The sequence below is a fragment of the Pseudoalteromonas sp. Hal040 genome, from assembly GCF_037162425.1.
GTDB classification, from domain to species: Bacteria; Pseudomonadota; Gammaproteobacteria; order Enterobacterales; family Alteromonadaceae; genus Pseudoalteromonas; species Pseudoalteromonas gelatinilytica.
In genome coordinates this window covers 2,522,098-2,537,910 of the sequence record NZ_JARLUU010000001.1, presented here as the reverse complement: position 1 = coordinate 2,537,910, position 15,813 = coordinate 2,522,098, and the positions used below count along the sequence as shown (strand labels likewise).

Annotated in this window: 10 protein-coding genes; 7 read left to right on the top strand and 3 right to left on the bottom strand. The window is 41.4% G+C overall.

Annotated features, from left to right (window positions below; genetic code table 11):
- Positions 1-3,243 (top strand): toll/interleukin-1 receptor domain-containing protein, encoded by a 3,243-nt coding sequence (locus P4S60_RS11735; RefSeq protein ID WP_337116065.1) that lies wholly within the window; start codon positions 1-3, stop codon positions 3,241-3,243.
- On the opposite strand, the gene P4S60_RS11730 is transcribed toward P4S60_RS11735, so the two are convergent.
- Positions 3,235-4,155: an AEC family transporter gene (locus P4S60_RS11730; protein ID WP_337116064.1), complete on the bottom strand. Its 921-nt coding sequence runs from the start codon at positions 4,153-4,155 to the stop codon at positions 3,235-3,237. The genes P4S60_RS11735 and P4S60_RS11730 overlap by 9 nt on opposite strands.
- Before the next feature lie 24 nt (positions 4,156-4,179).
- The gene (smrB, locus tag P4S60_RS11725) at positions 4,180-4,737 is read right to left on the bottom strand and encodes an endonuclease SmrB (RefSeq protein WP_337116063.1); all 558 of its coding nucleotides are present in this window, start codon (positions 4,735-4,737) and stop codon (positions 4,180-4,182) included.
- Positions 4,738-4,838: 101 nt separating this feature from the next.
- Between smrB and prmB the strand changes: the two genes are divergently transcribed.
- Together prmB and aroC are read left to right on the top strand one after the other, a co-directional pair.
- Complete coding sequence (gene prmB / locus P4S60_RS11720; RefSeq protein WP_337116062.1) at positions 4,839-5,774, top strand: 50S ribosomal protein L3 N(5)-glutamine methyltransferase; 936 nt, start codon at positions 4,839-4,841, stop codon at positions 5,772-5,774.
- A 65-nt stretch (positions 5,775-5,839) separates the two neighbouring features.
- Positions 5,840-6,937, top strand: coding sequence for a chorismate synthase (aroC, locus tag P4S60_RS11715; protein ID WP_337116061.1), 1,098 nt, complete (start codon positions 5,840-5,842; stop codon positions 6,935-6,937).
- A 59-nt stretch (positions 6,938-6,996) separates the two neighbouring features.
- On the opposite strand, the gene P4S60_RS11710 is transcribed toward aroC, so the two are convergent.
- Positions 6,997-7,836, bottom strand: a complete 840-nt coding sequence (locus P4S60_RS11710) for a LysR family transcriptional regulator (RefSeq protein ID WP_337116060.1) — start codon at positions 7,834-7,836, stop codon at positions 6,997-6,999.
- Between the two features lie 101 nt (positions 7,837-7,937).
- Between P4S60_RS11710 and P4S60_RS11705 the strand changes: the two genes are divergently transcribed.
- The 4 genes from P4S60_RS11705 to P4S60_RS11690 all read left to right on the top strand — a co-directional run bounded on the left by P4S60_RS11705 (position 7,938) and on the right by P4S60_RS11690 (position 15,774).
- Entirely contained in the window at positions 7,938-8,588 is a 651-nt protein-coding gene (locus P4S60_RS11705) for a glutathione S-transferase family protein (RefSeq protein WP_063706724.1), read from the top strand.
- A gap of 175 nt (positions 8,589-8,763) precedes the next feature.
- Complete coding sequence (locus P4S60_RS11700; protein WP_337116059.1) at positions 8,764-9,927, top strand: GGDEF domain-containing protein; 1,164 nt, start codon at positions 8,764-8,766, stop codon at positions 9,925-9,927.
- Between the two features lie 106 nt (positions 9,928-10,033).
- Positions 10,034-12,475, top strand: coding sequence for an HD-GYP domain-containing protein (locus P4S60_RS11695; RefSeq protein WP_337116058.1), 2,442 nt, complete (start codon positions 10,034-10,036; stop codon positions 12,473-12,475).
- 122 nt (positions 12,476-12,597) lie between these two features.
- On the top strand, positions 12,598-15,774 hold the full coding sequence (locus P4S60_RS11690) for an HD domain-containing phosphohydrolase (RefSeq protein ID WP_337116057.1): 3,177 nt from the start codon (positions 12,598-12,600) through the stop codon (positions 15,772-15,774).
- Positions 15,775-15,813: the final 39 nt, after the last annotated feature.

The following is a 15,813-nucleotide window of genomic DNA, read 5'->3' as shown; positions in this document are numbered from 1 at the left end:
ATGAGTGAGGAATTAGTTAAGCATCAATACTTGGCGTTTATCTCATATCGTCACGCTGATAATAAGCAAACCGGTCGCCAGTGGGCAACTTGGTTGCACCAAGCAATCGAAACCTATGAAATCCCGAAAGATTTAGTGGGTCAAAAAAATGCCCGTGGCGAGTTGATCCCAGAGCGTATTTTCCCCATTTTTCGCGATGAAGAAGAGCTCCCAGCCGATGCTGACCTTGGCAATGCAATTACTAGGGCACTGGATAATACTCAGCTACTTATCGTGTTATGTTCACCTAATGCTGTGGCATCTACTTATGTTGCAGATGAAATCGATTACTTCAAAAAGATAGGCCGAAGCGATCAAATTATTGCCGCGATGATCGACGGTGAACCAAATGCAAGCTGGGATAAAACAAAGCAATCGCAAGGGGTTACGCCAGAGGATGAATGTTTTCCAAAACCCTTACAATATGCTTACGACGCACAGGGCAATCCTACAACACAATTAGCTGAGCCTCTAGCGGCTGATTTTAGGGTTAATCATGATGGCAAGCTTGAACAAGGCTGGACCTCAATTGAAGCATACAAACAGTATTTAAAATCACGTACTGAGTTTTCAAACCAAGATATAGCTCGTTATGTTGAGCAATACCAAGCTCAACAAAAATTGATGCTGTTAAAAATTATCGCAGGCATTTTAGGTGTGCCACTCGGGGCATTAACTAAGCGCGATCAAGCTTATCAATTAGAACTTGCTAAGCAAAAGGCTAAGCGTTTGCGCCAATGGTTAAGTGCCGTTGCTATGCTGGCCGTTATTGCAGTGGTAGCGGGGGTTTTTGCTTATATTAAGCAGCAACAAGCTATTCAAAATGAACAGCTAGCACAACAGCAAACTAAAATAGCAACTGAGCAGCGTGATGCTTCATTGTTAAATCAAAGTCGCTTTTTGCTTGATAGAGCCCGCCAATCAAACGATGATGGAGAGCATGATACTGCGTTGCTATTAGGCCTCAATGCACTCCCCGGTTTATATGGCGGAGAGCGTCCAATGCCCGGTGGAATAGGGCAATTGCGCCGGGCTATTTATGCCAATAACAAACGCTTTTATTATCAAGCACAAGAAAAAGTTGACCAATATCAGTATGTTGAAAGTGAACAACTGTTTGTACTTTCAAATGGCAAAGTTAAGCGTTTATCAATAACAGATAGTGGCAAAGATAAACTGCTCGAAACTGAACAGTTTGTTCAAGGCTTTGGTCTAAGCCGTGATAACAAACACCTTGCTATAGCGACTCGTGAGGGCGAAGTCAGTGTTTGGGATAGTGATACCTTAACCAAACAACAGAGCACCGAAATTAAAGCCGAGATAAAAAATCTAGTATTTAGCCCTGATAACAAAATCCTTTATATGAGCAGTCATTTTGACCGGCTCATCGCTTGGGATGTCACTAATAATGCACTTTTATACGATGTTAAACATTCTCAGCAGTACGGCTTGGCAGACCTTCAAATCAGCCAAAATGGTCACTATATATTAACGACTCCTGAGCTCGTAGGGCCACTTAAACTCTTCAATGCTCAAAATGGAAATGAAATACGTTCATTGGAGTTAGCTTATGATTTTACAGCTAAAAATAGCTTAGCTCGACAAACAGGTTTCACCAATGATAGCCAAGGTTTGGTTATTTACGATCTCAATGGTACCCGTGTGGAAGCAGTTGAAAGTGGCGAGCAACAAGGAGTTACTCCGCATATTCATACCTTGATGAGTAAAAATGGAGAATATGTATATGCAATGGCCACAGTTAACCAAGTGCAGTCGACGACCGAAAATGCTGATTTTATTCGTAGCTTAGAAAAGGCGCCGACACTTTGGAATATCAAAACAAATCAAGGTAGTCAGCTTAGCCATTTTTCAAATGTTGAAGATGGCGCATTTACACCAGACGGTAAGCTTTTGATCACATTAGCGTATAAAAATGTGCGTGTGTGGGATGTCGCAACTGGTATTGAAGTGAATAACTTTAAAATTAATCAGCGCACAAAGCTTGTTTTAACAAATAGTGAGTTGGTTAACGCCTCGAGTGATGACAAAAGTATTTCAATTTGGTCATTACTGAAAAATAGCCCGAGCATAACGCTTAGCGAAAAAATTAATTTATGGGGCGCTGAATTTAGTACTGACGGACACACTCTGACAGCACAGAGCCTTGATAATAAAAACCAGCTTTATATGTTTAATAGCTTGAGTGGTGAGCTTGTTCGACGCATAGATTTGTGTGAACGACATCGCGTTAATATCGCCGATGTAGCCAATGCAAAACGCTTTGTAAGAGTGGAATGTGGCTATAGCAATCATCAAGTATTTGATTTAGATAAAAACAGCTTAATTGAGTTTGGTGACAAATATGATTCGTCTTCGGTCATATTATTAAATGAAGCACAGCAGTTTGTTTTATTTATTGAAGATTCTTGGAACAAAAAAGCGCTTTACTTCGTTGACTTGATTAGAAAACAAAATCTCGCTGAAATCCCCCTCGATGAAGACACCATCATGACCGAGCCTAGGTTGAGTGCTGATGGGCGTTATCTATTGCTAGGTAATAATAAAAAAGGGGTGATGCTTTATGATTTACAAGCGAAAAAGCCGCAGTTTAATACAACTAAAATAGCCCGAGTTCTTGATGCCTACTTTGTGTCACAAGCAAACCGTTTGGTAATAAAAACAGCCAAGCGAAAAGTGAATATTTTGGATTTGCAAACCGGTGAGGTTTTAAAACAACTGACCTTCCAGTCTGATATCTCAGACCTGCTTGTTAAGGGGAGTGAGCTGGTTATTGGATTAAAAGACAATGCTGTCGTGGTTGTTGACAGTGTTAGCTTGCAAGAGATTAATCGATTTAATACCACTGAAGAGGCTGGGGATTTAAGCTTATCAGCATCAGCAGATTATTTAATAATTAACCAAGGCAAGCCTAGTATTTATAATCTTCAAACGGGTCAGCTGTTTTATCAGGTTGATGATTATCAACAGCAACAAATAGCGTTTGATGAGCATGCTGACCGCTTAATTATATTAGCTAATCAAGGCAAGCTGTTTAGCTTACCCGCATTGAGTCGTGAATTTAATGATGCTGCGAAAAATGCATTGCCCAAAAGACGCAACTGCTTAACGCAAAAACAGCGTGAAGATAACTTTATTTCGCCATTAAATGCCCAGCAAAAACAAGCGCGAGGATGTTTAAAGTAAGATACTTAACCAGATGCTAAAGCTCACTACACTCAATACTGTTGAAAGCACGACGCTACTTGCCAGTGTTGCTTGGTGTTGCTTAATTTGATTGGCGATTAGATAAGCGTTGACCCCTAAAGGAGAAGCGCTTAAAAGTACTAACACGTTCAGTAATGATTGCTCTAGGTTGAATACGCTGCCTGCAAAAAAGTAGACCCCGCACGGTAACACAACAAGCTTGATGATGGTTGCGATGATTGAGGCTTGTAAGTTGTCGGCCACTTTATAAAACGCAAGGTTCGCCCCTAATACAAATAACGCACAGGCAATGGCAGGTTTGGCAAGTAGACTCAGGCCATTTGCCAAATCATCAAAAAGTGTAAAGCCGAGTAGGTTAACAGCCAAGCCACTACTGATACTTAACACGACTGGATTCAGCAGCATGTTTTTAGCAAATGCGCGCCAAGAGAATGTTTGCTGCGACTTAGCACTGAGCAAAAAGGTAAGGGTAAACAAAAGTGCGCTATGAAAAGTAATGATCATAAACACAATGCCGACCATCTGTTGCCCAAGTGCAGCAATAATAATAGGCAAACCTACCAGTACCGTATTTGAGTAACTACTGCCAAGGGCAAATACAGCATGACGTGACGGCGCAGATTGTTTGCTAATAAGGTAGCGGTCAATCACATAGCCAAGGGCGTAAATGGCCAATACCGGGATGTAAAAGCTCAAAAACCCTGCAATAGACACACTATTTTGTAAATCGGCTTGGGCCATATTTAAAAATAGAAAAGCAGGCACACTGATGTAAAAAGTAAACTTACTTAACCCTGTAATATGCTCTTTCGATAAAAATTTGCTTCGCGAGCTGATGTAACCACTTAACACGATAAAAATCAGTGGAAAGATAATCGAAAAAATATGCACTTTAGGCCTTATGACAAGAAGACGTTAGCGTCTGAACTCATCACTTTGTGGAAGATTAATTAAAATAAGTACCGCCCCTTTACCACCAAATTCAAGAGGTGCTTGGTGCATCGCAATCACATCAGGGTGTTGTACTAAATATTGCGGTACCTTGTGTTTAAGTATGCGCTCACCAATGCCATGCACAACACAAGCGCAATAGTAATGCTGCTTTTTACACTCATGAATTAAACCTGCCAACTCATCTTTGGCTAATTCTTTATTTAAGCCATGTAAATCAAGGGTTAACTCAGGTGGGTAATCTCCACGGCGAAGTTGCTTTGCTAAAAAGCTATCGTGACCTAGTTTGACATAACTTACAGTGCCATGAGTGTCGATGTCTGGTACATATTCATCAGAAAAGAAAAATTCTGCCTGATGTTGCTTTTTTTGCTGGGAAAATTGCTTCGCTTGTGACACTTTAGGCTTATTGGTGAATCGAATAGTGTCTTGTTTAAATGCTTTGGCACCACTGATACTCTGACGAAATAAGTCAATATCGTCAGTGCTGATGTAGTTGTTGGCGTGGGGATCTTTTTTCATGGCGGCAGTCTAAACAAAAAAACGCTAAAAATCGAGTAAAAACCAACTGAAAAGACGGTACAATACGCGTCAGAACAGACTTTGAAAGTTAAGGAACATACATGAACCATTTCCAGATTGAAGACGCAATTTTAGACGAGGCAATTGCAGAACTTTCAACGTTGCATGATTGGTTACGTTGGACAACCAGTCAATTTGCCAGCAGTGGTATTTTCTTTGGGCACGGCACAGATAATGCGTGGGATGAAGCAGTTAGCTTATTATTACCTGCATTAAGCTTGCCAATCGATGCGCCAAAAGAGCTTATGCATGCGCGTTTAACCAGCACCGAGAAAAACCGCTTAGCTGAACTAATTGCAGAGCGTATTAATGATTGTACGCCAGTACCGTACCTGACCAACACAGCGTGGTTTGCAGGTATGCCGTTTTATGTTGATGAGCGCGTATTAATACCACGTTCGCCATTTGCTGAGCTAATTAACAATCGCTTTGCACCTTGGTTAGAAGAACCAGGGTCAGTAACGCGCATTCTTGATTTATGTACCGGCTCTGCATGTATTGCTATTGCCCTTGCACAAGCATTTGAAGATGCACAGGTTGATGCGGTTGATATTTCATATGAAGCGCTCGAAGTTGCTGATATTAATATTAGCGATTACATGCTAAATGACCGTGTACTGCCAATTCAGTCAGACGTGTTTAGTGGTGTTCCGGGTCAAAAATATGACCTGATCGTAGCTAACCCACCGTATGTTGACGCAGAAGATATGGCTGATTTACCGCGTGAATTCCATCACGAGCCAGAGCTAGGTTTAGCATCGGGTCATGATGGTCTTGATGTGACTCGCACCATCCTAGCTGAAGCCGCAGAGCATCTAACTGATAACGGTTTGTTATTTGTCGAAGTTGGTAACTCTATGGTACATATGGAAGAGCTGTACCCAGGCGCACCATTTGAATGGATTGAATTCGAACAAGGTGGCCTTGGTGTGTTTGTGATTAGCAAACAGCAGCTTGTTAACTATTTCGAAGATTAACAGCAGATTTTAAAAGCTGAGCCTGAGGGCTCGGTCTCAGTAGTCATTAGGAATGAGGAAAATTAATGGCAGGTAATAGCATCGGGCAACTATTTAAAGTGTCCACCTTTGGTGAGAGCCACGGCATTGCATTAGGCGGCGTTGTTGATGGCACACCAGCAGGTCTTGAAATTAGCGAGGCCGATTTACAAATTGATTTAGACCGTCGTAAGCCGGGGCAAAGTCGTTATACAACACAGCGCCGCGAAAGTGACGAAGTAAAAATTCTTTCTGGTGTATTCGAAGGTAAAACCACAGGTACTAGCATAGGTTTACTGATTGAAAACACCGATCAACGTTCAAAAGATTACGGCAAAATTGCCGATGTATTTCGCCCAGGTCATGGTGATTATACTTATTGGCATAAGTACGGTATTCGCGATTACCGAGGTGGTGGTCGCTCTTCTGCCCGTGAAACTGCGATTCGTGTTGCCGCAGGTGCAATTGCAAAAAAATACCTAAAACAATTTCATGGTATTGAAGTGCGTGCTTGTTTGAGCCAGCTTGGACCAATTAAAGCTGAAGATTACAACTGGGATGAAGTGGAAAATAATGCATTTTTCTTCCCAGACACCAGCAAGCTAGAAGCGCTTGATGAGTACATGCGCGACCTAAAAAAACAAGGTGATTCGGTAGGCGCTAAAGTTAAAGTTGTTGCTAAAAATGTGCCTGTTGGTCTTGGTGAGCCAGTATTTGATCGCCTAGATGCAGAGCTTGCACACTCATTAATGAGCATTAATGCGGTAAAAGGCGTTGAGATTGGTGACGGCTTTGATGTGGTTGAGCAAAAAGGCTCTGAACACCGTGATGAGTTAACTCCTGACGGGTTTACATCAAATCACGCGGGCGGTGTACTTGCGGGTATTTCGACAGGGCAAGATATCATTGCCTCTATCGCACTTAAGCCAACCTCAAGCATTACCATACCGGGCAACAGCATTAATACTAGCAACGAAGCGGTAGAGATGATCACCAAAGGACGTCATGACCCATGTGTAGGTATTCGTGCAATTCCTATTGCTGAGGCGATGATGGCGATTACCTTAATGGATCACTTATTGCGCCAACGTGGTCAAAACCCACATGTAAGCCACGAACATGGACCAATAAAAGGTTCGATTTAAGCGCAGTCTTAGATAAAGTAAACGCAGTTAATGAGCGCGATGATTATCATCGCGCTTTTTTATGCCTTAATTATTTCAACAAGCTGCTTAAGCTGTTCATGACTGAGAGGGTTGTGGGCATGATTACCGTAAAGCAGGACGATATCAATGACAGGCAGTACCGGAAGTGAGTTATCGCTCACCTCTTCCACACCCGATTGCATGCTTATTCGCGCCATACTGCCAATTGCCAGTTCTTGTTTAATCAAGCCATGTAACGCTCCCGCTGAGCCACAACAGGCAATAATATTAAAACGACGCTCGGCCTTTAATAGACCCTCAATACTGGCTTGGTGAAACTTACAGTCTCGTTGAAACAAGGCGATTGGAAGTGGGGTTGAATCGTTAATCTCAAAAGCAGGGCTTTTCACCCACACGCCTTGGCTTGATTGCAATAAGTAGCCTTCTTCACTGTCTGGCGTGCGAGTGGCAATCACCAAATCGAGCATACCTTGGTCTAGTTTGGCTCTAAGCTCAGTACTTGGGGCGCAGCTTATTTGTAAATCCAGTGCATTAAACAGTTGGTGTAAAGCTTCAACAAGCTCTGGTAGTAAAGAGTGGGCATAGTCGTCAGGACAACCAATGCGCACACGTAAATTGCCAGTGCCTGCTTTTAATTGCTTAAAGGCTTCATCATGAAGCGCTATCAATTGCTTTGCATAGCTTGCTAGCTGGTGGCCTTGATGGGTTAGCACCAGTTGACGACCTTGCTTTTCAAATAGCGGACTTGCGAGGTCTTGTTCAAGCTTTTTCATTTGCATACTTACCGCAGATTGGGTTCTGCAAATTTGTGCTGCAGCGCGGGTGAAACTGCCTGTATCAACAAAAGCACAAAAAGTTCTGAGGGCATCAATATCCATAATGTATCAGCTTTTCTTATAGGTAGCATAAAAACAATTGGCGAGTAATTGCCCAATTGCTGTTTTATAGTGAGCCTAATCTAAACGTTAAAGGAAGCACAGTGCAATTATTTATTGGCAACAAAAACTACTCAACCTGGTCATTGCGGGCGTGGTATTTACTGAGTAAATTCAATATCTCTTTTACAGAGCTGCAATTAGTTTTAGATACGCCTGAGTTTTATGAAGCATTAAAAAGTAAGTTTCCCGTGCAAAAAGTGCCGGCCCTTATTGATGCTGAATTAATCGTGTGGGATTCACTCGCTATTTGTGAATACATCAATGATGCTTATCTAAATGGTGCTGCTTGGCCTAGTGAAATAGCCCAAAGAGCAAAAGCGCGCAGTCTAGCGGCTGAGATGCACTCTGGTTTTGCTGCACTTCGCAATGAAATGCCAATGAATATTCGCGCTAACAGGCATGTTGAATTATCAGAGCAAGCTAAAAAAGACATTGCGCGTATAGATGAGATATTTTCTGCTCAGCAGCAAAGTTACCCTAATGCATGGTTATTTGGTGAGTTCTCTATTGTTGATGCGATGTTTGCACCTGTAGTGCTGCGCTTCAAAACGTATCAGGTGGAGCTTTCGCATGCTGCACAAGCTTATTGCCAGCACGTACTTAGTTGTCCGGTAATGCAAAGCTGGATCAGTGAGGCCCTTAAAGAAACCGATATTGTAGATTGTGATGAAGCAGGTGAAGAAATCAACTAACTGAAATTTAGAATATTTTCCTATTTAATTTATTGTCTACTATACTTTTACGTGGGGTTTTTTGTCGTATTTTTATACAAAAATACTAGTTTAATTAATGATCATACATTCTATACTAGAGTAGTTGCTCTTTAATCTAACACCCCTCACTTCCTTTCGTAGTAGGCATTTATTTATGGGCGCTTTTGCAGCAAAATTATTAAACGAAGATATGTCGATTGAGCGTTATGCTTGCCAATTTAAATCGTTACAGGTTGAGCAAGCATTTTTGCAAAGTAAATTCGTACAAGATAAAAAAATAGCTCAATTTCTTACCTGCTTGATTGCAGTAGTCACTTTTTTGGTGACATTCTTTGATAAGATGATCATTCAAGCGAGCTTTTGGCCCGATATTGCCCTGATCGGTAGAGCCGTTACTATATCAGTTTGTTTACTAAGCGCTTTTGGTTTAGGTTTTATAAAAACTCCAGGGCAGTTAAAACCCGTGATTGTCGTGTTTATGGTGTTTTTATTTTTGAATATCCAGTTCATGGTTGTCACCTATGAGCGAAATTATATTTTGCACATGTTTTTTGATGTGATCATTTTGATCACCTTTTACTTTTCAACATTGTTATCTTTGAAGTTATCTTTGTTTTTAGGTGTTGCTTACAGTGTGTTCGCTGTGATTGTTATTTACTCCTATAAAGATATATCTATTCACTCATTTTATGTGGTGATCTTAGCGCATGTGGCAGCTAATTTAGCGGGGTTGATCATGGCAGCTCAAGAGCACACGATGCGCCGCGCACTATTTGTAAGAAATACACAGCTTGCCCAGCTTGCCCATGAAATGAAAACCCAAGCCCTTAAAGATGCACTTACTCAGCTGCCCAATCGCCGTGCTTTTGATAATGCCTATGAAGAATATCAGCGGTTGGCTAAGCAACAGCAAGGTGAGGCAAAACAAGTGTGTGTTATTCTGGCTGATATTGATTATTTTAAACGTGTGAATGATACCCATGGCCACGAGGTGGGGGATGTCGTGTTACAACGTTTTTCTGCTTTTTTAACTCACTCACTACGTACCTCTGATGACGTTTATCGTTTTGGCGGAGAAGAGTTTGTTATTGTGCTGCCACTATGCTCTGTGCCTGATGCAACGGTTATTATTAACAGTATGATTTCACGATTGAATAGTGAAGTGTGCGAGGTTGGTGAGTTGTCTTTACCAATTCGCGCCAGCTTTGGTTTAACTGTGATGCAAGAAGAGCCTAAAAAATCAGTTATCTCACGGGCTGATGCTGCGCTTTATCAGGCGAAAGATGCTGGGCGAAACCAATTAGTAATAAAACTATAAATGGCTGAAAAGTGCACAAATACATGTACCTTATTGTAGTTTCGATATAATCTTAAAGTATCATTTTTTAAAACAATCTGAATTATTAGCAAGCAAGGAGTCGCGAATGCTATCACGCCATGATAAGGGCTATAAAATTTCAATCAGAGCCAGTGTTTTACTGGTGTTTGCTCTCGCGAGTTTACTCACAGGCGTGGTGGCGATTAGTCTGCATTATTATTTTAGTGAAAAGCTAATACTGCAAACTAAATCAGAGCAATTTAAACAAACTAGCCAGCAAATAGCCGATCACATCACCCGAATTAATGAGCGTGCTAACAACACCTTAAGCGTGATGATCCACGACACGCGACTCTTTTCGAATAGCCAAGATAATAAAGAGATTTTACAGCATGTATTGCTCGAAATTTTAATGCGCCATCCAGACTTTTATTCGCTCATTTTAGGTCATGCTAATGGCGACTTATTACTGGTTATAAATTTAAAAGGCTATGCAAAGCTTCCTCCATCGTTTCAAATTGATGAAGACGATCATTGGTTGGTTTACCAAGTTACTGGGCAGGGCAGTGAGCGTAAGCAAGTTACCACGTATTTAGATAAGTCGCTCAACGTTCGTAAAAGAGACACGCAAGCGACAGATTACGACCCACGAACCCGTGTTTGGTTTCAGGATGCAACCAGCACTTCGGTGACGAAAACCGAGCAGTACGTGTTTAACGTGTTTGATGTACCAGGTTATACCTACGCAATAAAGTCAGCACAAACGGGTGATGTATTGGCGATTGATATTGCCAGTGCAAGTTTGAATCATTTTTTAACCGCGCAACAAACTAAAATGAAACACTTGGTTGAAAGTGAAATGTATGTTTATCGGGGTAATGGCGAAATTATTGCAACCAGTAATAATCAAAGTCACCAGCATAGCTTTGCTGACTTATCTCAGTTGGTTAAATTGGATGAGCAGCAATCAGGGCTTGCCAATAAAACGCATCAATTTGGCAAAATGCTGAGCGTCCATGAAAAGGGCATAGAAAAGTACATGTTTGTGCTGCCTTTGCCGCTCAGTAGCGATATGCAATCTGATGAAGTCGATTATTTCACCGTACTGGTATCTAAAGATGATGTGTTAGCGGTAATTAAAGAAAAAATACGCATTTCAATTTTAGTTACGGGTTTATTTTTACTCTTGCTGCTGCCCGTTTCTTGGTTTTTTGCCTCTTCAATCGTTAACCCAATACTTAAACTAGTGGGTGAAAATAAAAAAATTCAACAGCGTGATTACAATGAGGTTTCAACGCTTTCGAGCCACATTCTAGAAATTCATTATTTAGCCAGTTCGATGGTCGATATGAGTCGCTCCATTGAGCAACATGAAAATTCACAAAAAGCGTTGATGGAGTCATTTGTTGAGCTTATTGCGCAAGCCATTGATGATAAATCACCGTACACGGCAGGGCATTGTGAGCGTGTGCCAGAGCTGGGTATTTGGCTTGCAGATGCCGCATCAGGTTCAACTGATGAGGCGTTTTCTAAGTTCAGCTTTAAAACCCCAGATGAGCGACGCGAGTTTCGTTTAGCGGCGTGGCTACACGACTGCGGTAAAATCACCACACCAGAACATATTGTTGATAAAGGCACTAAACTTGAAACCATTTATAACCGCATTCACGAAGTACGCACCCGATTTGAAGTGCTGCTACGTGATGCAAAAATTGCGTACTATGAGCAACTATTAACGCACCCAGAGCAGCAATCTGTGCTTAAGCAAAAGCTTGAGCAACAAACAGAAAAGTTACACGCTGATTTTAGCTTTATTGCCGCCTGCAATGTCGGTGGTGAGTTTATGGATGAAGCGCAGCTGTCTCGTTTACATGAGGTTGCTAGCATCAAGTGGCAGCGCAATTTTGACGCAAGTATAGGTCTATCGCCTCTAGAAGAAATGCGTATGGCGGATTTAAACAATCAACACTTGCCAGTTGAAGAGTCACTCCTAAGTGATAAGCCAAGTGATTTAATTCCACACGAAAAAGCCGTTGAGTACCCAGAGAGTTTGGGCATTAATATGGTCATTCCTGAGTATAAATATAACCTTGGCGAAGTGTATAACTTGTCGGTGGCGCGGGGCACGTTAACAGCGGAAGACCGATTTAAAATTAATGAGCATGTGATCAGCACAATTCGTATGCTTGGTAGTGTGCCATTCCCTAAAGAGTTAGCGAGAGTTCCGCGTTATGCATCAACCCACCACGAAACCTTAAAAGGCTCCGGTTATCCACGAAAATTAACCGCTGAGCAGTTATCAATACCTGAACGTGTGTTAGTACTTGCTGATATCTTTGAAGCATTAACCGCGGCAGATAGACCGTATAAAAAAGCCAAACCTCTGAGTGTTGCTGTTGATATTTTAGCGAAAATGGTCGATGACGATCACATTGACCGTGACGTATTTGAGCTCTTTTTAACTTCAGGCATATACCTAAAATATGCCAAACAGTTTTTACATGAGTCGCAAATCGATTCGGTCGATATTCAAAAATATCTAAGATAATTATTTGCTTATGCTTTAGGCTAATATTGCAGTGTTTTTGTTTGTAATACAAAATTATTGGTGTATAAAGATTATACAAGCTAATATTATTTACGAACAAAGCATTGCAAGGAGATGCATAAGTGCTGGTATCTGCTTTTCAAAAACTCAAACAAAAAATTCGTTTTTCGATTCGTCTTACCGTTGTCGCGGTGTTCGTATTAGCCACCTCATTAACAGCCCTGATTGCAATTAGCCTGCAATACTATTTCAGTGAAAAAATGGCTTTAGAAGCCAGTGTTAAAAACTTTAATTTAGCCACCGGCTCCGTTGCTGATTACCTTACTGGGGTGAATGAAAAGTCAGAAAACACATTAAGTGTGATGGTACAAAACAGCAGCCTTATCAGCGCCGACAGCGTAGATAAAAGTGAACTAAGAAATGTCATGAGTGAAATCATGCAGCTCAATCCATTGTTTTATGCCTTGTATGTTGGCTATGAGAATGGTGACTTTTATGAATTAATTAATTTAGAAAGTAGTGAAATAGTTCGTCAGCAGTTGCAAGCCATCGAAGCTGATCGCTGGGTCGTGATCCATATTACCGGCGAAGGGGCTGAGCGTGTTCAGCACACTCATTATTTTGATCAGCAATTTAATTTACGCATTTCTCAAACTAAAGGTACCCGCTATGACCCGCGAGAGCGTTTGTGGTTTAAGCAAGCAAATTCTACCCGAGTCAATAAAACCAAGCCGTATTTCTTTACCCACCTGCAAGCGCCCGGGCAAACCTATTCGATAAAGTCGGCAAGCGAAAACAGTGTCTTAGCGTTAGACGTTAGTTTGTCGAGCATCTCTGAATATTTAAGTAAACAGCAAAGTAAAATGAGCAGCCAGTATTTAAGTGAGCTGTACATATACAATAAAGAAGGTGAAATTGTTGCCTCTAACCAACAAAAAAATAGCTTACGCCTGCCAAGGCTTGAAAAATTGCCCCTGACTGAAGAGCAGCAAAGTGTATTGGCAAAGTATCCTTATTTAAGTGTTTCTAACGAAACCAATTGGCCACCAATGGACTTTAGTGTTGGCGGAAACCCAAAAGGCTATAGCATTGATTATATTAATGGTTTGGCTGAGTTACTTGGAATTAAGGTGACTTTTATAAATGGTTTTACCTGGGCTGAGTTTTTAAGCCAATTTGCAAAAGATGAAATAGACATTATTCAGCCTATTTTTAAAACGCCTGCCAATGAGCCGCTCGGTCTTATGAGCCAAACTATGGCTACCTTACCGTTCAGTATCATTACAGCAAAAGGGTCCACACCAGTTGTTACCATGAAGCAGTTAGCGGGCAAACAGTTGGCGATAGGCGAGGGCTGGTCGGTGATTAACGTGATCAAAGAGCACTTTCCCGATATCGACATTGTTGAGCAACCAAGTACAAAAGCGGTACTTGATGCAGTTAGCCAAGGGCGGGTCTTTGCAGGCTTAGATAACGAGGCGGTATTCAAATACACCCAAAAGCAGTTTTTTATTGATGGCATTCAGTACAATCAGCTTGATACATATAGCCACGACCTTTTACCCGATACCCTGCATTTATTGTTTCACCCAGAAGATGAAGCGCTTAAAGACTTAATTGATATGGCAATAACACAGTTGCCAAATTCGTACATTGCGGCACTCGAACGTAAATGGTTAGGGAGCGATCCCAATCAGCAATCACAAGTGATTGGTACTGTGCCATATCCTGAGTTTTTAAGTTTAATCACAGATAAAACAAACTTTGCCCATTTACGTTTGATGACCTTAAATGGCATTGAAAAGTATGTGTATATCACTCCACTTTCAGAAGGGGGCAGTAATAGTGATTACTTAGCGATAGTGGTGCCGAAAGAAGGCGTTTTGAGCTCTACCCGTGAAAAAATTAAGCTCTCTATCTTTATCACTGCCGCATGCTTAATTATGGTATTGCCGGTGTCATGGTTTTTTGCCTCACCCATCGTTGCACCTATTAAGACCTTAGAGGGCGAAAACTTAAAAATTAAACGTCGACAGTTTGATCAAGTATCTACATTAAAAAGTAGTATTAAAGAAATCAATAACCTGGCTAGCTCCATGGTGCAAATGAGTCAATCTATTCAGCAGCATGAGCAAAAGCAAAAAGCCTTAATGGAGTCATTTATTGAGCTTATTGCACAGGCTATCGATGATAAATCGCCTTATACAGCAGGGCACTGCGAGCGGGTACCAGAACTGGGCATTATGCTGGCCAAAGCGGCCTCAAACTCAAATGAACACGCTTTTAAAGAGTTTGCTTTTAAAAATAAAGACGAGCTAAGAGAATTTAGCCTCGCAGCTTGGCTACATGACTGCGGTAAAATCACCACCCCCGAGCATATCGTAGATAAAGGCACTAAGTTAGAAACCATTTATAACCGTATTCACGAGGTGCGTACACGTTTTGAAGTGCTGTGGCGAGATGCAGAAATCGCTTATTTAAAAGCGCTGCAAACCTCACCAGAAAAGCAACCTGAGCTTGTAGCCGAGCTTGGCAAACGCCAAGCACAATTGCGCAGTGATTTTTCGTTTATCGCAACGTGCAATGTGGGTGGCGAGTTTATGGATGAAGCAAGTCTTGAGCGTTTAGAGGCGCTCAGTAACATTACGTGGCAGCGACATTTTGACGATAAGATAGGTCTTTCGCCAGTGGAAGAGCTGCGAGTTCACAGCAACGATGAGCAACTGCCTGTTACTGAAAAACTACTTTCAGATAAACCTGAGCATTTGATTGCCCACGATAAACCTATTGAGTATGACGAGCGCTTAGGAATTCAAGTTACTATTCCTAAGTATAAGTATAACCTTGGCGAGCTTTATAACTTACAAATTCAACGCGGTACATTAACAAACGAAGATCGCTTTAAAATTAATGAGCATATTATCAGTACCATTAGAATGCTCGATAATGTGCCGTTCCCTGAAGAGTTAGCACGGGTGCCACGTTATGCCTCGACCCATCACGAAACCCTTAAAGGCACTGGGTATCCGCGTAAGTTATCTGCGGATGATTTATCGATACCTGAGCGTGTGTTGGTGCTTGCTGATATCTTCGAGGCATTAACCGCTGCCGATAGACCTTATAAAAAAGCCAAGCCACTCAGTGTTGCCATTGATATTTTAGCCAAGATGGTAGCCGATCAGCATGTTGATGAAGATGTGTTCAAATTGTTTTTAACATCAGGTATTTACCTTGAATATGCAAAACGCTATTTAAACCCAGCACAAATCGATGATGTTGATATCGCAAAATACCTGTAACTGAGGGTAGTTGCTTTTACTTTACAGTGAAAAGTCCGT

What these genes read in the sequence shown, in the direction of transcription:
- P4S60_RS11735 (WP_337116065.1), top strand. Translation starts at nt 1, where the DNA reads ATGAGTGAGGAATTAGTTAAGCATCAATACTTGGCGTTTATCTCATAT.
- smrB (WP_337116063.1), bottom strand. Translation starts at nt 4,737, where the DNA reads ATGAAAAAAGATCCCCACGCCAACAACTACATCAGCACTGACGATATT.
- prmB (WP_337116062.1), top strand. Translation starts at nt 4,839, where the DNA reads ATGAACCATTTCCAGATTGAAGACGCAATTTTAGACGAGGCAATTGCA.
- aroC (WP_337116061.1), top strand. Translation starts at nt 5,840, where the DNA reads ATGGCAGGTAATAGCATCGGGCAACTATTTAAAGTGTCCACCTTTGGT.
- P4S60_RS11710 (WP_337116060.1), bottom strand. Translation starts at nt 7,836, where the DNA reads ATGGATATTGATGCCCTCAGAACTTTTTGTGCTTTTGTTGATACAGGC.
- P4S60_RS11700 (WP_337116059.1), top strand. Translation starts at nt 8,764, where the DNA reads ATGGGCGCTTTTGCAGCAAAATTATTAAACGAAGATATGTCGATTGAG.
- P4S60_RS11695 (WP_337116058.1), top strand. Translation starts at nt 10,034, where the DNA reads ATGCTATCACGCCATGATAAGGGCTATAAAATTTCAATCAGAGCCAGT.